At 64.7% G+C, this 19,359-nt stretch carries 18 protein-coding genes and 1 riboswitch; of the genes, 6 read left to right on the top strand and 12 right to left on the bottom strand.

Annotated features, from left to right (window positions below):
- The 8 genes from NJG22_RS07180 to tkt all read right to left on the bottom strand — a co-directional run bounded on the left by NJG22_RS07180 (window position 1) and on the right by tkt (window position 9,089).
- Window positions 1–501 (bottom strand): M48 family metallopeptidase, encoded by a 501-nt coding sequence (locus tag NJG22_RS07180; RefSeq protein WP_217852244.1) that lies wholly within the window; start codon window positions 499–501, stop codon window positions 1–3.
- A 39-nt stretch (window positions 502–540) separates the two neighbouring features.
- The gene (locus NJG22_RS07175; RefSeq protein ID WP_253093389.1) at window positions 541–2,658 is read right to left on the bottom strand and encodes an EAL domain-containing protein; all 2,118 of its coding nucleotides are present in this window, start codon (window positions 2,656–2,658) and stop codon (window positions 541–543) included.
- Window positions 2,659–2,874: 216 nt separating this feature from the next.
- Window positions 2,875–3,939 (bottom strand): class II fructose-bisphosphate aldolase, encoded by a 1,065-nt coding sequence (gene fba / locus NJG22_RS07170; RefSeq protein WP_253093388.1) that lies wholly within the window; start codon window positions 3,937–3,939, stop codon window positions 2,875–2,877.
- 100 nt (window positions 3,940–4,039) lie between these two features.
- Entirely contained in the window at window positions 4,040–4,369 is a 330-nt protein-coding gene (locus NJG22_RS07165) for an MliC family protein (RefSeq protein WP_253093387.1), read from the bottom strand.
- Window positions 4,370–4,449: 80 nt separating this feature from the next.
- Window positions 4,450–4,668 (bottom strand): hypothetical protein, encoded by a 219-nt coding sequence (locus NJG22_RS07160; RefSeq protein WP_217852239.1) that lies wholly within the window; start codon window positions 4,666–4,668, stop codon window positions 4,450–4,452.
- Between the two features lie 32 nt (window positions 4,669–4,700).
- The gene (locus NJG22_RS07155) at window positions 4,701–5,864 is read right to left on the bottom strand and encodes a phosphoglycerate kinase (RefSeq protein ID WP_253093386.1); all 1,164 of its coding nucleotides are present in this window, start codon (window positions 5,862–5,864) and stop codon (window positions 4,701–4,703) included.
- Window positions 5,865–5,876: 12 nt separating this feature from the next.
- The gene (gene epd / locus NJG22_RS07150) at window positions 5,877–6,938 is read right to left on the bottom strand and encodes an erythrose-4-phosphate dehydrogenase (protein ID WP_253093385.1); all 1,062 of its coding nucleotides are present in this window, start codon (window positions 6,936–6,938) and stop codon (window positions 5,877–5,879) included.
- Window positions 6,939–7,091: 153 nt separating this feature from the next.
- Window positions 7,092–9,089, bottom strand: coding sequence for a transketolase (gene tkt, locus NJG22_RS07145; RefSeq protein ID WP_253093384.1), 1,998 nt, complete (start codon window positions 9,087–9,089; stop codon window positions 7,092–7,094).
- 249 nt (window positions 9,090–9,338) lie between these two features.
- Here tkt and NJG22_RS07140 point away from each other — a divergent pair, with 249 nt between their 5' ends.
- The 3 genes from NJG22_RS07140 (at window position 9,339) to NJG22_RS07130 (ending at window position 12,137) form a co-directional block, all read left to right on the top strand.
- Entirely contained in the window at window positions 9,339–10,337 is a 999-nt protein-coding gene (locus NJG22_RS07140) for a metalloregulator ArsR/SmtB family transcription factor (protein WP_253093383.1), read from the top strand.
- Window positions 10,338–10,349: 12 nt separating this feature from the next.
- Window positions 10,350–11,540, top strand: coding sequence for a methionine adenosyltransferase (gene metK, locus NJG22_RS07135; RefSeq protein ID WP_253093382.1), 1,191 nt, complete (start codon window positions 10,350–10,352; stop codon window positions 11,538–11,540).
- Window positions 11,541–11,744: 204 nt separating this feature from the next.
- A complete protein-coding gene (locus NJG22_RS07130; RefSeq protein ID WP_253093381.1) occupies window positions 11,745–12,137 on the top strand; it encodes a DUF1090 domain-containing protein in 393 nt (130 codons plus the stop codon).
- A gap of 183 nt (window positions 12,138–12,320) precedes the next feature.
- On the opposite strand, the gene NJG22_RS07125 is transcribed toward NJG22_RS07130, so the two are convergent.
- A complete protein-coding gene (locus NJG22_RS07125) occupies window positions 12,321–12,767 on the bottom strand; it encodes a cytochrome c (RefSeq protein WP_253093380.1) in 447 nt (148 codons plus the stop codon).
- A 119-nt stretch (window positions 12,768–12,886) separates the two neighbouring features.
- On the opposite strand from NJG22_RS07125, the gene NJG22_RS07120 reads away from it, so the two are divergent.
- Window positions 12,887–14,038 (top strand): MltA domain-containing protein, encoded by a 1,152-nt coding sequence (locus NJG22_RS07120; protein WP_253093379.1) that lies wholly within the window; start codon window positions 12,887–12,889, stop codon window positions 14,036–14,038.
- 132 nt (window positions 14,039–14,170) lie between these two features.
- Here NJG22_RS07120 and NJG22_RS07115 read toward each other — a convergent pair whose 3' ends face one another.
- Complete coding sequence (locus NJG22_RS07115; protein WP_253093378.1) at window positions 14,171–14,557, bottom strand: MAPEG family protein; 387 nt, start codon at window positions 14,555–14,557, stop codon at window positions 14,171–14,173.
- Between the two features lie 27 nt (window positions 14,558–14,584).
- The gene (locus NJG22_RS07110) at window positions 14,585–15,418 is read right to left on the bottom strand and encodes an EamA family transporter (RefSeq protein WP_253093377.1); all 834 of its coding nucleotides are present in this window, start codon (window positions 15,416–15,418) and stop codon (window positions 14,585–14,587) included.
- A 340-nt stretch (window positions 15,419–15,758) separates the two neighbouring features.
- On the opposite strand from NJG22_RS07110, the gene NJG22_RS07105 reads away from it, so the two are divergent.
- Entirely contained in the window at window positions 15,759–16,994 is a 1,236-nt protein-coding gene (locus NJG22_RS07105) for a sodium:proton antiporter (RefSeq protein ID WP_253093376.1), read from the top strand.
- 116 nt (window positions 16,995–17,110) lie between these two features.
- Here the strand turns inward: NJG22_RS07105 and NJG22_RS07100 are convergent, their stop codons facing one another.
- Entirely contained in the window at window positions 17,111–17,512 is a 402-nt protein-coding gene (locus NJG22_RS07100) for a hotdog domain-containing protein (protein WP_003257757.1), read from the bottom strand.
- A gap of 178 nt (window positions 17,513–17,690) precedes the next feature.
- Window positions 17,691–17,786: riboswitch (S-adenosyl-L-homocysteine riboswitch) on the top strand.
- A 21-nt stretch (window positions 17,787–17,807) separates the two neighbouring features.
- Here NJG22_RS07100 and ahcY point away from each other — a divergent pair.
- Window positions 17,808–19,217 (top strand): adenosylhomocysteinase, encoded by a 1,410-nt coding sequence (gene ahcY, locus NJG22_RS07095; protein WP_253093375.1) that lies wholly within the window; start codon window positions 17,808–17,810, stop codon window positions 19,215–19,217.
- Window positions 19,218–19,359: the final 142 nt, after the last annotated feature.

The following is a 19,359-nucleotide window of genomic DNA, read 5'->3' as shown; positions in this document are numbered from 1 at the left end:
TCAGGTGTTGCCCGGCAGCTCCCGATAGGTCAGGTAGACGCGCAGGTCGAATTCCAGTTGATGGTAGTCCGGTTCCATGTGCTGGCAGAGTTGATAGAACGCCTTGTTGTGGTCGCGCTCCTTCAGGTGCGCCAGTTCATGCACCACGATCATGCGCAGAAACTGCGGCGCCGCCTCCTTGAACAACGAGGCGATGCGGATTTCCTTCTTGGCCTTGAGCTTGCCGCCCTGCACCCGCGACACCGCGGTATTCAGGCCCAGGGCGCGGTGGGTCAGGTCCAGGCGGTTGTCGAACAGCACCTTGTCCAGCGGCGGCGCACTGCGCAGGTACGCCTGCTTGAGTTCCTGGGCATAGCTGTACAGCGCCTTGTCGCTCTGCACTCCATGCCCCTCGGGATAGCGTTGGCGCAGGTAGTCGCCCAGGCGATCGCTGGCGATCATCTGGCGCACCTGTTCCTGGAGGTGGGGCGGGTAGGCTTGCAGGTAACGTAGGGCAGTCATGGCAGGCGGGTCGGCACAAGGAGACGCGAGTTTAGCCAATCACGAGGTCCATGGGAAAACCGCCGGGAAGTTGCCAGCATCCGCGGCGGTCATCGGCCGCGCCACCAGGAAGCCTTGCACGTAGGCGCAACCGTTGTCCTTGAGCCATTCGGCCTGGGCCTGGGTCTCCACCCCTTCGGCGATCACGGTGATGCCATAGGCCGCGCACAGGCCGATGACACTGCGTGCCAGGGCGATGTCGGTGGCCGAGCCCGGCAGGCGCGCCACCAGGTGGCGGTCCAGCTTGAGGGTATCGATGGGCAGGTCGCGCAGCATGCGCAACGAGCAGTCGCCGGCGCCGAAGTCGTCCAGTGCCACGCGGATACCCAGATCACGCAGGCGGTGCACCTGTTTCACCGCCGCGTCGATGTTGTACATCAGCGAGGTCTCGGCCACCTCCACCTCGAGCTGCGAAGGTTGCAGTTGTTGCTCATCGATCACCCGCGCCAATTCGTCCACCAGCCCGGGCATGGTGAACTGGGCGCGGCTGAGGCTGATGCCCAGCACCAGCTCGGGGCCGAAGCGCTCGCCCCAGAGCCGGCGCTGGGTCGCGCCCTTGCGGTAGATCCAGCTGGCCAGGCGGTTGATCAGGCGGGCCTCCTCCAGCAATGGGATGAACAGCCCTGGCGGCACATCGCCGACACTCGGGTGCTTCCAGCGCAGCAACGCCTCGAAGCCCCGCAGCCGGCCATCGCCGAATGCCACCTGGGGTTGGTAGACCAGGCTGAAATCGTTCTGCTCGATGGCCGTGCGCACGCTGTCTTCGAGCATCAGCCGCGAGCGGGCGCGACCGTTGAGCTCCTGGTCGTAGAAGCGATACTGCTGGCGCCCCGCCTGCTTGGCGGCGTACATCGCGGCATCCGCCGCGCGCAGCAGCCCTTCGACATTGGCCCCGCAATCGGGGTAGGTGGCGATGCCGATACTGACCCCCAGGCTGACTTCCAACCCGTCCACCTGCTGAAAGCTCGACATGCGCTCCAGCAACTTCTCGGCGTAGCGCCCGGCCTGCTCGGGGTACGGCAGGCCATCGAACAGCGCGGTGAACTCGTCGCCGCCCATGCGCGCCAGCAACGCCTCGCTACCCAGGCACTCCTTGAGCTGCTCGGCGACCCAGCGCAGCACCTTGTCACCGGCATCGTGGCCCAGCAGGTCGTTGATCCGCTTGAAGCCGTCCAGGTCCATGTACATCAGGGCCTGGGCCTTGTCCGAGCGTTCGCTGCGCAGCAACGTGCTCTCGGCGGCCTGGTAGAAGCCACGACGGTTGAGCAGCCCGGTCAGCGGGTCGGTCACCGCCTGGTATTCCAGCTGCTGGTGCAGGCTGCGCACCACCGACATGTCCAGCACCGTCACCACCATGGCCTTCTGCTCGGCCGGCAACGGCGCGCAGGACAGCGCCACCGGCACCAGTTGCCCGGCCAGGGTGCGCAACTGGGCGTCATGCACGCGGAATATCTGCCGCCCGAGGTAGGCCTGGTAGAAGTCCGACTCGTGCCACCGGTTGGCGCAGGGCAACTGGATCAGGTCCAGCACATGGGCACCCTGCAGTTTATCCACAGGCGCATCGAGCAGCCGCGAGATGGCTGGGTTGGCGAAACCTATGGTGCCCGCCTCGTCCACCACCAGGATGCCCTCGGCGGCGTTCTCCAGGATCGAGGCGTTGAACGCCCGCGCCGCCTCCAGCTCACGGGTCAGCCGCTGCAGCATGCGCCGGTTGCGCTGCTGTTCCAGCAGGGCCTGGACCTTGGGCTTGAGAATCTGCGGGTCGAAGGGCTTGAACAGGTAGTCCACCGCGCCACTGGCGTAACCCTTGAGCACCGCGGCGTCGGATTGTTCGTTGGCGGTCAGGAAGATGATCGGGGTCAGCCGTGTGCGCTGGCTGCCGCGCATCAGCCGGGCAACCTCGAAACCATCCATTTCGGGCATCTGCACGTCGAGCAGGACCAGGTCGACGTCGTGTTCGAGCAGGGCGCTCAGGGCTTCCATCCCTGAGCTGGCAGTCACGACCTGCCAATCCTGGCGGGACAGCAAGGCCCGCATGCTGATGAGGTTCTCCGGGTAGTCGTCTACGACCAGCAGCACCGAACTGCTTTCCGGGGTATGTGAATAAGCGCCATCCATGTTGCTTCTCTGAGTAAGTCCGACTGCGACTTGCGATTGGATCCGATGGTTACTCTAGCCCCGGCGGGCAAAGACGCAATGGCTGCAGATGGCTATAAGCCATGCATGATGGTGTTAGCCGACTAACGGTAGAACTGCGCTGGATGGCATCGACGGGCCAGGTGCCCAGGCAAAAAAAAACCCGCATCACTGCGGGTTTTTTCGAGCGCTGCCGGATCAGTTGATCTTGGCAGCCAGTTCGCCCTTGGCGTAGCGCTGGAACATACCTTCCAGGGAGATCGGCTTGATCTTCGAGGCGTTGCCGGCAGTGCCGAAGGCTTCGTAGCGGGCGATGCACACGTCACGCATGGCCTTGACGGTTTCGGCGAAGAACTTGCGTGGGTCGAACTCGCTCGGATGCGCGGCCATGTAGCGGCGAATAGCACCGGTGGAGGCCAGGCGCAGGTCGGTGTCGATGTTGACCTTGCGTACGCCGTACTTGATGCCTTCGACGATTTCTTCGACCGGCACGCCGTAGGTTTCCTTGATGTCACCACCGAACTCGTTGATGATCTTCAGCCATTCCTGCGGTACCGACGAGGAACCGTGCATCACCAGGTGAGTGTTGGGGATGCGCTTGTGGATTTCCTTGATGCGATCGATCGCCAGGATGTCGCCGGTAGGCGGTTTGGTGAATTTGTAGGCGCCATGGCTGGTGCCGATGGCGATGGCCAGGGCATCGACCTGGGTCTTCTTGACGAAGTCGGCGGCTTCTTCCGGGTCGGTCAGCATCTGGCTGTGGTCCAGGATACCTTCGGCGCCCACGCCGTCTTCTTCACCGGCCTGGCCGGTTTCCAGGCTGCCCAGGCAGCCCAGTTCGCCTTCCACCGATACCCCGCAGGCATGGGCGAAGGCCACGGTCTGCTGGGTTACGCGCACGTTGTAGTCGTAGTCAGATGGGGTCTTGCCGTCTTCCTTCAGCGAGCCGTCCATCATCACCGAGCTGAAGCCCAGCTGGATGGAGCGCTGGCACACGTCAGGGCTGGTGCCGTGGTCCTGGTGCATGCACACCGGGATGTGCGGGAACTCTTCGATGGCCGCCAGGATCAGGTGGCGCAGGAACGGGGCACCGGCGTACTTGCGGGCGCCGGCCGAGGCCTGGACGATGACCGGGGAGTCGGTGGCGTCTGCGGCTTCCATGATGGCGCGCATCTGCTCGAGGTTGTTGACGTTGAAAGCCGGCACGCCGTAACCGAACTCGGCGGCGTGGTCCAGCATCTGGCGCATGCTAATGAGTGCCATGGTGTATCTCTCTCCCGACAAGCGTCGTTTGTTTCATGCAAGCCTGCCGCAGGGGCGGTTGCTGTTCAAGTAGTGTGGGCCACCTGCGCGGCCCGGCCAGTCACGGTGCCTTGCAGCCCCGCCCAATCAGATCGTTGGTGGCTACCCAGTACACCAGGCCTTCCTCGCCCTTGGTGTGGAAGGCCAGCATGCCATCGCTGTACAGCGCGCCCGAGGCGCCCGGCTCGGCCTTGAGCCGGTAGACCTGGTCAGCGCCGCCAAGGCGCACGTCGACCGTGTCCTGCTGTGCGTCGGCGAAGCGCCAGAGCACTTCGGCCTGGCTGTCGCAGACCCAGCGGGTCCAGTTATCCGCCGGGGCGGGTTTGGCCGGTTGCAACAGCGAGCAGCCTGCCAGGGGTGCCAAGGCCAACAGGGCCAGTAGCGCTTTCATCCGCTAAACCTCGTCGGGGGTCGCGACGCGACCCCAATGTCCAAGACCACAAAACCCGCGTTAGGTTGCCAATGCCCCGATCAAGGGCAACCCGGCGCCTTGCGCTGGTGTTCGTCGTCGTACTTTTCCAGGCCATCCGGGCCCAGGCGCTTGTTGATCACCGGCACCGTCTCGGCCTGCCACTGGGACTGGTAGCAGCCCCCCTTGGGCGGCTGCGCCGGATCGGCGTCGCTGCCCTTGCTGCTGGAGCAAGCGCCCAGCAGCACGGCCACGATCATCACAGGCAATTGCTTGACCATCAGGTCGCTCCCTTTGCCAGGCGCCGTCACACTCAGGCCTTGGCCCGTTCTTCCAGGATTGCCACGGCGGGCAGAACCTTGCCCTCGACGAACTCGAGGAACGCGCCGCCACCGGTAGAAATGTAGGAGATATCGGCACCGACACCATACTTGTCGATGGCGGCCAGGGTGTCGCCACCACCGGCGATGGAGAACGCGGCGCTGTCGGCGATGGCCTTGGCCAGGACCTTGGTACCGTTGCCGAACTGGTCGAACTCGAACACGCCGACCGGGCCGTTCCACAGGATGGTCTTCGAGGTCTTCAGCAACTCGGCGAAGTGCTCGGCGGTTTTCGGGCCGATGTCCAGGATCATGTCGTCGGCCGCCACGTCGGCAATGGCCTTGACGGTGGCTGCGGCGCTCTCGGCGAATTCCTTGGCGACCACCACGTCCACCGGCAGCGGCACGCTGACCTTGGCGGCGATGGCCTTGGCGGTCTCGACCAGGTCAGGCTCGTACAGCGACTTGCCCACCGGGTGGCCGGCAGCGGCAAGGAAGGTGTTGGCGATACCGCCACCGACGATCAGCTGGTCGCAGACGCTGCTCAGGCTGTTCAGCACGTCCAGCTTGGTCGACACCTTGGAACCGGCGACGATGGCGGCCATCGGCTTGGCCGGAGCCTTCAGGGCCTTGCCCAGGGCGTCCAGCTCGGCGGCCAGCAGCGGGCCGGCAGCAGCGACCTTGGCGAACTTGGCGACACCATGGGTCGAACCTTCGGCGCGGTGGGCAGTGCCGAAGGCGTCCATGACGAACACGTCGCACAGGGCGGCGTACTGCTGCGCCAGCTCGTCGGCGTTCTTCTTCTCGCCCTTGTTGAAGCGCACGTTTTCGAACAGCACCAGCTCACCGGCCTCGAGCTCGACGCCGCCCAGGTAGTCGGCCACCAGCGGCACGTCGCGGCCCAGGGCCTTGCTCAGGTACTCGGCGACCGGCTTAAGGCTGTTCTCGGCCGAGAATTCGCCTTCGCTCGGGCGGCCCAGGTGCGAGCAGACCATTACCGCCGCGCCCTTTTCCAGGGCCAGCTTGATGGTCGGCAGCGCTGCCAGGATACGCGCGTCGCTGGCTACCACACCGTCCTTCACAGGCACGTTGAGGTCTTCGCGGATCAGTACGCGCTTACCTTGCAGGTCGAGGTCGGTCATCTTCAACACGGTCATGAATGCAGTCCTTCAGGGCTGTTTGCTGCGGGTTGGGTGAACGACGCGCAGATAGTGCTCCGCGACGTCGAGCATACGGTTGGCGAACCCCCATTCGTTGTCGAACCAAGCCAGCAGGTTCACCAGGCGTGGGCCTGAGACGCGGGTCTGGCTGGCATCGACGATGGCCGAATGCGGGTCATGGTTGAAATCACAACTGGCGTGGGGCAGCTCGGTATAGGCCAGCAGGCCTTTGAGCGGGCCATCAAGGGCGGCCTCGCGCAGCACCCGATTGACCTCGGCCGCGCTGGTGTCGCGGGCGGTCTGCAGGGTGATGTCCAGGCACGACACGTTGACGGTCGGCACGCGTACCGCTTTGGCCTGGATTCGCCCGGCAAGTTCCGGCAGCAGGCGTTCGATACCACGCGCCAGACCAGTGGACACCGGGATCACCGACTGGAACGCCGAACGGGTGCGGCGCAGGTCTTCGTGGTGATAGGCATCGATCACCGGCTGGTCGTTCATCGCCGAGTGGATGGTGGTGATCTGCACGTACTCGATGCCGAACGCCTGGTCCAGCACCCGCAGCAGCGGCACGCCGCAGTTGGTGGTGCAGGAAGCGTTGGACACCAGCCGCTCGCTGCCGGTCAGGCAACCCTGGTTCAGGCCGTAGACCACCGTGGCGTCGACATCCGCCGCGCTGGCCATGGGCTGGGAGAACAACACCCGCGGCGCGCCGGCGTCGAGGAAGCGCTGGCCGTCGGCGCGGGTGTTGTAGGCGCCCGAGCACTCCAGCACCAGGTCGACGTCCAGCGCGGCCCAGTCGATGCCCTCGGGGGTGGCGCTGCGCAGCACTTTCACGCAGTCGCCATTGATATGCAGACAGTCGCCGTCGACCTTCACCTCGCCGGGAAAACGCCCGTGGGTGGAGTCGAAGCGGGTCAGGTATTCCAGGCTGGCCTGGTCGGCCAGGTCGTTCAGCGCGACGATCTCGAAACCAGCCTTCGCTCCCCGCTCGAACAGTGCGCGCAGGACACAGCGGCCGATGCGGCCGTAACCGTTGAGTGCAACTTTGTAGGGACGCGGGTGGGGCATTGATTCGCTCGCTAACGCATGATGGCTGTTGGGGCCGCGTGCGGCCCATCGCGACACAAGGCCGCTCCTACAGGGCACGGTGTACGCCATACCTTGTAGGAGCGGCCTTGCGTCGCGAAACGAGGGCAACGCCCTCGCCTCGCACAGTCTGAATCAGTCTTCCAGCAGCTCTTCGGCGGTGCCCAGGATGTTGTCCAGGGTAAAGCCGAACTCCTCGAACAGCGCGCTGGCCGGGGCCGATTCGCCGTAGGTGGTCATGCCGATGACCCGGCCTTCGAGGCCGACGTACTTGTACCAGAAGTCGGCATGGGCCGCTTCGATGGCGATGCGCGCACCGACTTCCAGCGGCAGTACCGACTGCTTGTAGGCTGCGTCCTGGGCGTCGAACACGCTGGTGCTCGGCATCGACACGACGCGGACCTTGCGGCCCTGCTCGGTCAGCTTGTCGAAGGCCTGGACCGCCAGGCCCACTTCGGAACCGGTGGCGATCAGGATCAGCTCAGGCTCGCCGGCGCAGTCCTTCAGTACATAACCGCCACGGGCGATGTTGGCGATCTGCTGGGCGTCGCGATCCTGGTGCTGCAGGTTCTGGCGCGAGAAAATCAGTGCCGATGGGCCGTCCTTGCGCTCCAGGGCGTGCTTCCAGGACACCGCGGATTCCACCGCGTCGGCCGGGCGCCAGGTGTCCAGGTTCGGCGTGCTGCGCAGGCTGGTCAGTTGCTCGATCGGCTGGTGGGTCGGGCCGTCTTCGCCCAGGCCGATGGAGTCGTGGGTGTAGACGTGGATCACGCGCTGCTTCATCAGTGCCGACATGCGCACGGCGTTGCGGGCATATTCCATGAACATCAGGAAGGTGGCGCCGTAAGGCACCAGGCCGCCGTGCAGGGCGACGCCGTTCATGATCGCGGTCATGCCGAACTCGCGCACGCCGTAGAACACGTAGTTGCCGCTGGCGTCGTTGGCTTCGACGCCCTTGCAGCCCTTCCACAGGGTCAGGTTGGAACCGGCAAGGTCGGCCGAGCCACCGAGGAACTCAGGCAACAGCGGGCCGAAGGCGTTCAGGGTGTTCTGGCTGGCCTTGCGGCTGGCGATGGTCTCGCCCTTGGCGGCGACTTCGTCGATGTACTGCTGAGCCTTCTCGGAGAAGTCGGCCGGCAGGTCACCGGCAGCGCGGCGCTTGAACTCGGCAGCCAGCTCGGGATAAGCCTTGGCGTAGGCGTCGAAACGCAGGTTCCACTCGGCCTCGACCTTGGCACCGTTGGCCTTGGCGTCCCACTCGGCATAGATGTCGGCGGGGATTTCGAACGGGCCGTGGTTCCAGTTCAGCGCTTGACGGGCCAGGGCGATTTCGTCGTTGCCCAGCGGCGCGCCGTGGCAGTCTTCCTTGCCTTGCTTGTTCGGCGAACCGAAGCCGATGATGGTCTTGCAGCAGATCAGGGTCGGACGGTCGCTCTTGCGCGCGGTCTCGATGGCCATCTTGATCTCGTCGGCGTCATGCCCGTCGACGTTGCGAATCACCTGCCAGTTGTACGCCTCGAAGCGCGCCGGGGTGTTGTCGGTGAACCAGCCGTGGACCTCGCCGTCGATGGAGATGCCGTTGTCGTCGTAGAAGGCGATCAGCTTGTTCAGGCCCAGGGTGCCGGCCAGCGAGGCGACTTCGTGGGAGATACCTTCCATCATGCAGCCGTCGCCGAGGAACACGTAGGTGTTGTGGTCGACGATGTTGTGGCCTTCACGGTTGAACTGCGCGGCCAGCACTTTCTCGGCCAGGGCGAAGCCCACGGCGTTGGCGATGCCCTGGCCGAGCGGGCCGGTGGTGGTCTCGACGCCCGGGGTGTAGCCGTACTCGGGGTGGCCTGGGGTGCGGCTGTGCAGCTGGCGGAAGGCCTTGAGATCGTCGATGTTGACGTCGTAGCCGGTCAGGTGCAGCAGCGAGTAGATCAGCATCGAGCCGTGGCCGTTGGACAGCACGAAGCGGTCACGGTCGGCGAAGCTTGGGTTGCTCGGGTTGTGTTTCAGGTAGTCGCGCCACAGCACTTCGGCGATATCCGCCATGCCCATGGGGGCACCTGGGTGGCCGCTGTTGGCCTTTTGCACGGCATCCATGCTGAGGGCACGAATGGCGTTGGCACGTTCACGACGGCTGGGCATCGCTGAGTCTCCTGAGGCTTGAATAGGTGGTGAAGCGAAAAAAGGCGTCCATTTTCGCCCACTGGGGGGCCGGGGGCAATGATGGATAGGCGCAGTCGGGCATTTTTCCTGTGTTTTGCCGGCAAAAAAGGTGAAACCGTGGGCGCGCGCCCTTCACCGGCCCTCTTGCCTGTCCACCGATCAGTCAATATCAAAACTTTTTGATATTGACCTTGCGAGGGCAACACCACCTGACTAGACTGCCGCGTCATGAACCTTCGCGCGCAATCGATTCCCCAGCCAAGCGAAACACTGGCCGCCCTGTGCAAGGCCAGTGGCGACGAGCTGCGCCTGAACGTATTGCGCGCGCTGGCCAACGACTCGTTCGGCGTGCTAGAGCTGGCGCAGATCTTCGGCATCGGCCAGTCGGGCATGAGCCACCACCTCAAGGTGCTGGCCCAGGCCGAGCTGGTGGCCACCCGCCGCGAGGGCAACGCGATCTTCTACCGCCGCGCCCTGCCCGACAGCCAGCGCCTGGGCGGCCGCCTGCACACGGCGCTGCTCGAGGAGGTCGACGGCCTCGCCCTGAGCCATGACGTGCAGGCACGTATCGCCCAGGTGCAGCAGCGCCGCGCCGCCACCAGCCAGGACTTCTTCCTCAAGGTCGAAGAGAAGTTCCGCGCCCAGCAGGACTTGATCGCCGGCTTGCCGCAGTACCGCGAAAGCCTGCTGGCGCTGCTCGACAAGCTGAGCTTCGAGGCCGGCGCCAGCGCCCTGGAGGTCGGCCCCGGCGACGGCGGTTTCCTGCCCGACCTGGCCCGGCGCTTCGCCCAGGTCACGGCCATGGACAACAGCCCGACCATGCTCGAGCTGGCCCGCCAGGTCTGCGCGCGCCACGCCCTGAATAACGTAAACCTGCAGTTGGCCGATGCACTGGGTGCAACGGATGTGCAAGCCGACTGCGTTGTGCTGAACATGGTCCTGCACCATTTCAGCGACCCGGCCCTGGCCTTGCGCCTGCTGGCCAAACGGGTGAAGGCAGGCGGCAGCCTGCTGGTCACCGAGCTGTGCAGCCATGACCAGGGGTGGGCCCGCGAAGCCTGCGGCGACCTGTGGCTTGGCTTCGAGCAGGACGACCTGGCCCGTTGGGCCAACGCGGCGGGGCTGACCCTTGGGGACAGCCTCTACGTGGGCTTGCGTAACGGTTTCCAGATCCAGGTCCGGCATTTCCAGCGGGCCACTGGCGACACACACATCGGTAAATTTTAGGAACCCCTCGAGATGAGCGAATACTCCCTTTTCACTTCCGAGTCCGTGTCCGAAGGGCATCCGGACAAGATCGCCGACCAGATCTCCGACGCGGTCCTGGACGCGATCATCGCCCAGGACAAATACGCCCGCGTGGCCTGCGAGACCCTGGTCAAGACCGGTGTCGCCATCATCGCCGGTGAAGTCACCACCTCGGCCTGGGTCGACCTGGAAGACCTGGTGCGCAAGGTGATCATCGACATCGGCTACAACAGCTCCGACGTCGGTTTCGACGGCGCCACCTGCGCGGTGATGAACATCATCGGCAAGCAGTCGGTGGACATCGCCCAGGGCGTCGACCGCTCCAAGCCGGAAGACCAGGGCGCCGGCGACCAAGGCCTGATGTTCGGCTATGCCAGCAACGAGACCGAAGTGCTGATGCCGGCGCCGATCTGCTTCTCGCACCGCCTGGTCGAGCGCCAGGCCGAGGCGCGCAAGTCCGGCCTGCTGCCGTGGCTGCGCCCGGATGCCAAGTCCCAGGTCACCTGCCGCTACGAAAACGGCAAGGTGGTCGGCATCGATGCCGTGGTGCTGTCGACCCAGCACAACCCTGAGGTCTCGCAGAAAGACCTGCAGGAAGCGGTGATGGAACTGATCGTCAAGCACACCCTGCCGGCCGAGTTGCTGCACAAGGGCACCCAGTACCACATCAACCCGACCGGCAACTTCATCATCGGCGGCCCGGTGGGCGACTGCGGCCTGACCGGCCGCAAGATCATCGTCGACTCCTACGGCGGCATGGCCCGCCACGGCGGTGGCGCGTTCTCCGGCAAGGACCCATCCAAGGTCGACCGCTCCGCCGCCTACGCCGGTCGCTACGTAGCCAAGAACATCGTTGCCGCCGGCCTGGCCGAGCGTTGCGAGATCCAGGTGTCCTACGCCATCGGCGTGGCCCAGCCGACCTCCATCTCGATCAACACCTTCGGCACCGGCAAGGTGTCCGACGACAAGATCATCCAGCTGGTGCGCGAGTGCTTCGACCTGCGTCCGTACGCCATCACCACCATGCTCGACCTGCTGCACCCGATGTACCAGGAAACCGCCGCCTACGGCCACTTCGGCCGCGAGCCGCAGCAGAAGACCGTCGGCGACGACACCTTCACCACCTTCACCTGGGAGCGCACCGACCGCGCCCAGGCGCTGCGTGACGCTGCCGGCCTGTAAGCCTTCAGCTGCAGCAGTGGAAAGCCCCTGCCGAGCGATCGGCTGGGGCTTTTTAACATCTGGCACAAAAGGCAGGATGCCCAGAAACATCGCGAAATAACTGACCCTGGGCAAGAAACCGCTACCCAGGGTTTATAAACCGGAAAAACCAAGGCAGGATTTGCCCCAACTTTTTTTGCCGCTCGCCCCGTCAAGGAGGCATTCATGCAACGCACATCCATTCTCGCCGTACTGGCAACCGTCGGCCTGTTCACTGGCGTCGCGCAGGCCGCCCAACCCGATCCCGGCCTGACCGGTTGCGCCGCCAAGCGCAGTGCCATCGAGAACCAGCTGAAAATCGCCCGCGACCACGGCAACAGCAATCAGGTGGCAGGGCTTGAAGAAGCGCTGCGCGGGGTCGAGCACTGCACTGACAGCGGCCTGCGCAAAGAGCGCGAGCAGAAGGTGCTCGATGCCCGTCACGAAGTGGCGCAGCGCGAGAAAGACTTGAAAAAAGCCGAGAAGAAAGGCGATTCCGAAAAGATCAACAAGCGCAAGGACAAGCTGGCCGAGTCGCGCAAGGAACTGCAGGAAGCAGTGGACGACCTCGACCGCTGAGCCCCGCGCCGATCCGTGTAGGAGCGGCCTTGTGTCGCGAAAGGGCCGCGCAGCGGCCCCGGCGATTTATGCATCAAGGCTGAAATCCTCGGGCCGCTGCGCGGCCCCATCGCGACACAAGGCCGCTCCTACAGGGATCTAGGCCAGTGGCGGGATATCGAGAGCGCTCGCGCCAAGATGCCATCAATGATTGCGGAACTCGCTATGACAGGCCTTGCACGCCGCCTCGACCTTGTCCATCGGCGCTTTGAGCTGCGCGGCGTCCAGTGGCTGGCTGCGGGTCACCGCGACCAGCTCGCCGGTGACGCCCTCGAGCTGCCGGGCCAGGTCATGGAAGCGCGCCTGGCGCTCCCAGACCTCCACCCGCGCACTGCTGTCACCCTCGTCGCGCACCTGCGGGAAGTGCTGCCAGGGCTCATGGGCCAGGCCATCGAGCCGTTGCGCCCCGTCGGCGAACTTCGCCCCGTCGAACGGCAGGCGCCCGCGCAACATCCCGCCCAGGTCCTCGCTGGTCTTGAGCATCTGCTTGAAGATTGCCTTGCGCTGGCCCAGCGGCGAGTTGGGATCGACGCCGTCACAGGCGCTCAAGGCAAGGGCAGCGAGCAGTACTACGGTCAATCGCTTGTACATCACGGTCTCTTTGGCCAGGAAAACGGGCGGCCAGTATCGCCCCGCACCGGGCAAAGACCAATAGCCACACAGAAAACAAGGGCGAATATTCATGTTTCGTCCCACACAGGACCGACCCGATGAAATCTGCATTGCGCCATCTCGCCTGGGCCCTGCCGGCCTTGGCGCTACTGGCCGGCTGCAACGGCGGCGAAAGCGCCAAGCCGCAACCTCACGCCATCGCCACCTACGTACCGGCGACCTGGAACGACCTGCCCGCGGTCAGCGACGACGACTTGCTGGCCGGCTTCTACGCCTGGCGCAGCGGCTGCGAAAAGCTCAAGCGCGACCCAGTATGGGCCGCCACCTGCGAGGCAGCGGGCAGCGCCACGGCAAGCGCCGCCCAGGTGCGCACCTTCCTCGAGCAGAACCTGCAGGTGTATGGCCTGCGTTCGGCCGAGAACAACGCCAACGGCCTGATCACCGGCTACTACGAACCGGTCTACCCCGGTAGCCTGGCACGCACCGAGGCGGCGCAGGTACCGGTGTATGGCGTGCCCGAGGACATGATCGTGGTCGACCTGGCCAGTGTGTACCCCGAGCTCAAGGGCAAGCGCCTGCGCGGGCGCCTCGACGGTCGGGTGCTCAAGCCCTACGACACTGCCGAGGTGATCAACCGTGATGGCGCCAAGGCCCCCGTGCTGGCCTGGCTGACCGACCCGATGGACCTGCAGTTCCTGCAGATCCAGGGTTCTGGGCGTATTCAACTGGACGGCGGCCGGCAGCTGCGACTGGGCTATGCCGACCAGAACGGCCACCCCTACCGCCCGATCGGGCGCTGGCTGGTGGAACAGGGCCAACTGCCCAAGGAACAGGTGACCATGGGCAGCATCCACGCCTGGGCCCAGGCCAATCCGCAGCGGGTCCCGGAGCTGCTGGCGAGCAACCCCAGCTATGTCTTCTTCAGCACCCGCCCGGACAGCAACGAAGGCCCGCGCGGCTCGCTGAACGTGCCGCTGACCGCGGGCTACAGCGTGGCCATCGATCGCAAGGTGATTCCGCTGGGCAGCCTGTTGTGGCTGTCGACCACACGGCCAGACGGCTCGCCGGTCGTGCGCCCGGTCGGCGCCCAGGACACCGGCGGCGCGATTACCGGCGAGGTGCGTGCGGACCTGTTCTGGGGTACAGGGCCCGAGGCCGGCGAGTTGGCGGGAAACATGAAGCAGCAGGGGCAGATCTGGATGCTGTGGCCCAAGGGCCAGCCGTTGCCAGAGGTGCCTAAAGTCCTTTGACGTTACGCGGGCCCTGTGGGAGCGGCCTTGCGTCGCGAAAGGGCTGCAAAGCAGCCCCGCAGTGCTGGCGCCTAGCGCATCAATCTGGGGTCGCTTCGCGGCCCTTTCGCGACGCAAGGCCGCTCCCACAGTTCAGATCGACACCACGAAGAACGCCACGATCAGCGCCACCCCGGCAAACCACACCAGCGACCGCAACGCCGCCCAGTCCGCCAGGTAGCAGATGATGTAAAGCAAGCGGCTGGTGATGTACATCACCCCCAGTACATCCTGGGTCACCTGCTCGGCATTGCCGACGATATCCGCCACCAGCACCGCCGCGGCAAACGCCGGGAATGCCTCGTAGCCATTCTGCTGCGCGGCATGGGCACGCCGTGGCAGGCCCGCCAGGGTATCAAGGAAGGCGCGAGGATCGTGATTGTCCTTGAGGCCGAACCTGCCGCTGCTCACCTTGGCGATCAAGGCACACAGCGGGTTCAGCAGCAGCGCGATCAGGATGCACCACAGGGCAACGGTCATGCTCAGGACTCCTTGTTCAAGAATGGGTTAGAGCTTCATCACCAGCATGCCAGCCAGGACCAGCCCGCAAGCTAGGAGTCTCGGCCCGCCAAAAGGTTCTTTGAGGTAGCGCATGCCCAACAGTACCACCAGGATCACGCTCAACTCGCGCAACGCTGCCGCCTCGGCCACCGAGCCCAGGTGCATGGCCCAGAGCACCAGAGCGTAGCTGAACAATACGCAGAACCCGACGGCCAGGCCCAGCGTCCATTGGGTTCTCCAAAACAGCACTAACGGCCCTCGTCGAGCCACAACGGCCAGCAGCGGGAACGGCCAGGAACTGAGCAGGCTCAGCCACACCAGGTAATCCCACGGTTTGCCCCACAGGCGCACGGCCTGGCCGTCGAACCAGGTGTAGCAGCCGATGCACAGGCCAATCAGCGCCACCACCGGCAGCATCGACCAGGGCAGGCGGTCGCCGCCGCCGCCCTGCCAGAGCAGGCACGCCATGCCACAGGGGATCAGCAGGATGCCGATGATCTGCTGCTGGCTCAGCGATTCGCCGGCAAAGGCCAGGGTCAGCCCCAGCACCACCAGCGGCGACAGACCGCGCATCAGCGGATAGACCAGGCCCAGGTCGCCGACCCGGTAGGCCTGGATCAGCAGGAAGCGGTACAACTGCTCGGCCAGCGCTGAAGCCAGCAGCCAAGGCCAGATCTGGGCAGGCGGGAACTCGGTGAAGGCCACGGCACACACGGCGAACAGCAGCGCCACCAGGTCCATGCTGGCGATCACCAGCAGGCGCTCGGCGCTGAATTTGATCAGGGTGTTCCAGGTGGCATGGAGCAAGGCTGCGACCAGTACCAGGGAAGTTGCCAGCACGCGGGATTCCTTGCGCAAGAGACCAGGCGACGCAGGGCACTATAGCGGTTTGCAGAGACCTTAAACATGCCCTGCCGATCGCTGTCGGGGCCGACGAACACCGACAAGGCTGGCTACGGCCCGTAGCCGTTGTAGGAGCCGGCCTTGCCGGCGAACACCGACGTAGCCGGTGCCATCCACCGCGTTGCCTGCTTCGCCAGCGAGGCTCCTACAGCTCAGGTAGAGGAACGAATTCAACAAAACCGGTCATAAGGTGTGTCCCGAATGCCGCGCCAGATCATCAAAGAACTGCCCGAGCCACTCGGGTAACGACTTGGAAGCCACTGTCACAGGATTCGGGATGCTTGAATTAGTTGCCGCGTTTATCTGCCTCACCACCCTCCTCACTTATGTGAACTACCGCTTCATCGGCCTGCCGCCGGCCATCGGCGTGATGGTCACCGCCTTGCTGTTCTCCCTCATCCTGCAGGGCTTGAGCCTGATCGGCTTCCCTGGCCTGGAAGCACGCGTCGAAGGCCTGATGAACCAGATCGACTTCAACGACCTGCTGATGCACTGGATGCTGTCGTTCCTGCTGTTCGCCGGCGCATTGCACGTCAACCTCAGCGATTTGCGCAGCTACCGCTGGCCGATCGGCCTGCTGGCCACCCTTGGCGTGTTGATCGCCACTGTGGTGATCGGCTACCTGGCGCACTGGGTGTTCGCCCTGTTCGGCTGGCAGGTGCCGCTGATCTATTGCCTGCTGTTCGGCGCGCTGATCTCGCCGACCGACCCGATCGCCGTGCTCGGCGCCCTGCGCACCGCCAACGCCTCCAAGCCGCTGAAGACCACCATCGTCGGCGAGTCGCTGTTCAACGACGGCACCGCGGTGGTGGTGTTCACCGTGCTGCTGGGCATCATCCAGCTGGGCGAGACGCCGAGCGTGGCCGACACCGCCATCCTGTTCGCCCGCGAAGCCATTGGCGGCATCGCCTTCGGCGGCCTGATCGGCTATGCCACCTACCGCATGATCAAGAGCGTCGAGCAGTACCAGGTCGAGGTCATGCTGACCCTGGCGCTGGTCATCGGCGGTTCGGCGATGTGCTACGAGCTGCACGTGTCGGCACCGATCGCCATGGTGGTGGCCGGCCTGATCATCGGCAACCTGGGGCGCAACCTGGCGATGAACGACATGACCCGTCGCTACATGGACGGGTTCTGGGAACTGATCGACGACATGCTCAACGCCCTGCTGTTCGCCCTGATCGGCCTGGAGCTGTTGCTGCTGCCGTTCAACTGGCTGCACCTGGCGGCCGGTGGCGTGCTGGCGGTGGCGGTGCTGGCCTCGCGCCTGCTGACCGTGGCCCCGGCGATCGTCCTGCTGCGCCGCTGGCGGACCGTGCCGCAAGGCACCATCCGCGTGCTGACCTGGGGCGGCCTGCGCGGTGGCGTGTCGGTGGCCCTGGCGCTGTCGCTGCCACAGGGCGAGGAGCGCGACCTGCTGCTGTCGATCACCTATATCGTGGTGCTGTCGTCGATCCTGGTGCAGGGTCTGACGGTCGGCAAGGTGGTGCGCAAGGTCAGCACACAGCCTTGAGGTTCTGGGGCCGCTGCGCGGCCCTTTCGCGACACAAGGCCGCTCCTACAGTGGGTCGCGTGCTCTGCAGGAGCGGCCTTGTGTCGCGAAAGGGCTGCACAGCAGCCCCTGTATCGTCACTCCACAGCAGAATCCGGGAACTGGTCCTGGATGTACTTGATCTCGGTACGCCCGTGCGCCGCCGGCAGACCGTCCTCGCCGAGGTTGACGAAGACCATCTTGTCGACCGTGAGGATGGCCTTGCGGGTGATCTTGTTGCGCACCTCGCACTTGAGGGTGATCGAGGTGCGGCCGAACTCGGTGGCGGTGATGCCCAGCTCGATGATGTCGCCCTGGCGCGAGGCGCTGACGAAGTTGATCTCCGAGATGTACTTGGTCACCACCCGCTGGTTGCCCAGCTGGACGATGGCGTAGATCGCCGCCTCTTCGTCGATCCAGCGCAGCAGGCTGCCACCGAACAAGGTGCCGTTGGGGTTGAGGTCTTCGGGTTTTACCCATTTGCGGGTGTGAAAGTTCATCTGTACTCCTGACCGGCTTGGCTAACGTGCGCTCATGATGGCAGACCGCTTGGTCACGCTCCATTGAACATCGACTATCGTCTCGATTAATCGACAGAAAGTCTTGGGTGTGTCACATGCCCACGGCTATAATCCCTGCCGATTCAAGTGGCCCCCGCAGTGGCGGCCATCCCGCCACCCGACCGAGGGGCGCTGCAGCAGGTTCGTCCTGTCAGGCTCGGTTGGGGCGTTGTCCGCCAAGCGGACGCTCAACGCACAACGGCGCCCATTCGCACACTACGAATGGAGGCTCTCGATGAGCGCTGTAAACACGCCTGCTGGTTTTTCCGACTTCAAGGTCGCCGACATCTCCCTGGCCGACTGGGGCCGCAAGGAAGTCATCATCGCCGAATCGGAAATGCCGGCACTGATGGGCCTGCGCCGCAAGTACCAAGCCGAGCAACCGCTCAAGGGCGCGAAGATCATCGGCTGCATCCACATGACCATCCAGACCGCCGTGCTGATCGAGACCCTGGTCGCCCTGGGCGCTGAAGTACGCTGGTCGTCCTGCAACATCTTCTCGACCCAGGACCAGGCCGCGGCCGCCATCGCCGCCGCCGGTATCCCGGTGTTCGCCTGGAAAGGCGAAACCGAGCAGGAATACGAGTGGTGCATCGAGCAGACCATCCTCAAGGATGGCCAGCCATGGGATGCCAACATGGTGCTCGACGACGGTGGCGACCTGACCGAAATCCTGCACAAGAAATACCCGGCCATGCTGGACAAGATCCACGGCGTGACCGAAGAGACCACCACCGGTGTGCACCGCCTGCTGGACATGCTGGCCAAGGGTGAGCTGAAAGTCCCGGCGATCAACGTCAACGACTCGGTCACCAAGAGCAAGAACGACAACAAGTACGGCTGCCGTCACAGCCTGAACGATGCCATCAAGCGTGGTACCGACCACCTGCTGTCGGGCAAGCAGGCCCTGGTGATCGGCTACGGCGACGTGGGCAAGGGCTCGGCCCAGTCGCTGCGCCAGGAAGGCATGATCGTCAAGGTCACCGAGGTCGACCCGATCTGCGCCATGCAAGCGTGCATGGACGGCTTCGAAGTGGTCTCGCCGTTCAAGGACGGCATCAACACCGGTACCGAAGCCGGCATCAACAAAGAGCTGCTGGGCCGTATCGACCTGATCGTCACCACCACCGGTAACGTCAACGTCTGCGACGCCAACATGCTCAAGGCCCTGAAAAAGCGCGCCGTGGTCTGCAACATCGGCCACTTCGACAACGAGATCGACACCGCCTTCATGCGCAAGAACTGGGCATGGGAAGAGGTCAAGCCGCAGGTGCACAAGATCCACCGCACCGGCGCTGGCGTATTCGATCCGCAGAACGACGACTACCTGATCCTGCTGGCCGAAGGCCGCCTGGTCAACCTGGGCAACGCCACCGGCCACCCAAGCCGCATCATGGATGGCTCGTTCGCCAACCAGGTACTGGCGCAGATCTTCCTGTTCGAGCAGAAGTTCGCCGAACTGCCAGCCGCCAAGAAGGCCGAGCGCCTGACCGTGGAAGTGCTGCCGAAGAAACTCGACGAAGAAGTGGCCCTGGAAATGGTCCGCGGCTTCGGCGGCGTGGTCACCCAGCTGACCCCGCAGCAGGCCGAGTACATCGGTGTCACCGTCGAAGGCCCGTTCAAGCCGGACGCCTACCGCTACTAAGCGGCGGGTTGCCAGTGCCCGGCGTCACGCCTGGCACTGGCAGGCAACGTTTCGAACCGATGTCCGAGCCAGGCCGGCCCCCACCGTCCTGGCTTTTATTTGCAGGCTGCCGCCCCCGGGCGCGCTGCCGAAGGAACCCGAG

The sequence above is a fragment of the Pseudomonas sp. VA159-2 genome (assembly GCF_024126635.1).
Classification (GTDB): domain Bacteria; phylum Pseudomonadota; class Gammaproteobacteria; order Pseudomonadales; family Pseudomonadaceae; genus Aquipseudomonas; species Aquipseudomonas muyukensis.
This window is presented reverse-complemented; position numbering and strand designations above follow the sequence as displayed.

What these genes read in the sequence shown, in the direction of transcription:
- NJG22_RS07180 (WP_217852244.1), bottom strand. Translation starts at nt 501, where the DNA reads ATGACTGCCCTACGTTACCTGCAAGCCTACCCGCCCCACCTCCAGGAA.
- NJG22_RS07175 (WP_253093389.1), bottom strand. Translation starts at nt 2,658, where the DNA reads ATGGATGGCGCTTATTCACATACCCCGGAAAGCAGTTCGGTGCTGCTG.
- fba (WP_253093388.1), bottom strand. Translation starts at nt 3,939, where the DNA reads ATGGCACTCATTAGCATGCGCCAGATGCTGGACCACGCCGCCGAGTTC.
- NJG22_RS07165 (WP_253093387.1), bottom strand. Translation starts at nt 4,369, where the DNA reads ATGAAAGCGCTACTGGCCCTGTTGGCCTTGGCACCCCTGGCAGGCTGC.
- NJG22_RS07160 (WP_217852239.1), bottom strand. Translation starts at nt 4,668, where the DNA reads ATGGTCAAGCAATTGCCTGTGATGATCGTGGCCGTGCTGCTGGGCGCT.
- NJG22_RS07155 (WP_253093386.1), bottom strand. Translation starts at nt 5,864, where the DNA reads ATGACCGTGTTGAAGATGACCGACCTCGACCTGCAAGGTAAGCGCGTA.
- epd (WP_253093385.1), bottom strand. Translation starts at nt 6,938, where the DNA reads ATGCCCCACCCGCGTCCCTACAAAGTTGCACTCAACGGTTACGGCCGC.
- tkt (WP_253093384.1), bottom strand. Translation starts at nt 9,089, where the DNA reads ATGCCCAGCCGTCGTGAACGTGCCAACGCCATTCGTGCCCTCAGCATG.
- NJG22_RS07140 (WP_253093383.1), top strand. Translation starts at nt 9,339, where the DNA reads ATGAACCTTCGCGCGCAATCGATTCCCCAGCCAAGCGAAACACTGGCC.
- metK (WP_253093382.1), top strand. Translation starts at nt 10,350, where the DNA reads ATGAGCGAATACTCCCTTTTCACTTCCGAGTCCGTGTCCGAAGGGCAT.
- NJG22_RS07130 (WP_253093381.1), top strand. Translation starts at nt 11,745, where the DNA reads ATGCAACGCACATCCATTCTCGCCGTACTGGCAACCGTCGGCCTGTTC.
- NJG22_RS07125 (WP_253093380.1), bottom strand. Translation starts at nt 12,767, where the DNA reads ATGTACAAGCGATTGACCGTAGTACTGCTCGCTGCCCTTGCCTTGAGC.
- NJG22_RS07120 (WP_253093379.1), top strand. Translation starts at nt 12,887, where the DNA reads ATGAAATCTGCATTGCGCCATCTCGCCTGGGCCCTGCCGGCCTTGGCG.
- NJG22_RS07115 (WP_253093378.1), bottom strand. Translation starts at nt 14,557, where the DNA reads ATGACCGTTGCCCTGTGGTGCATCCTGATCGCGCTGCTGCTGAACCCG.
- NJG22_RS07105 (WP_253093376.1), top strand. Translation starts at nt 15,759, where the DNA reads ATGCTTGAATTAGTTGCCGCGTTTATCTGCCTCACCACCCTCCTCACT.
- NJG22_RS07100 (WP_003257757.1), bottom strand. Translation starts at nt 17,512, where the DNA reads ATGAACTTTCACACCCGCAAATGGGTAAAACCCGAAGACCTCAACCCC.
- ahcY (WP_253093375.1), top strand. Translation starts at nt 17,808, where the DNA reads ATGAGCGCTGTAAACACGCCTGCTGGTTTTTCCGACTTCAAGGTCGCC.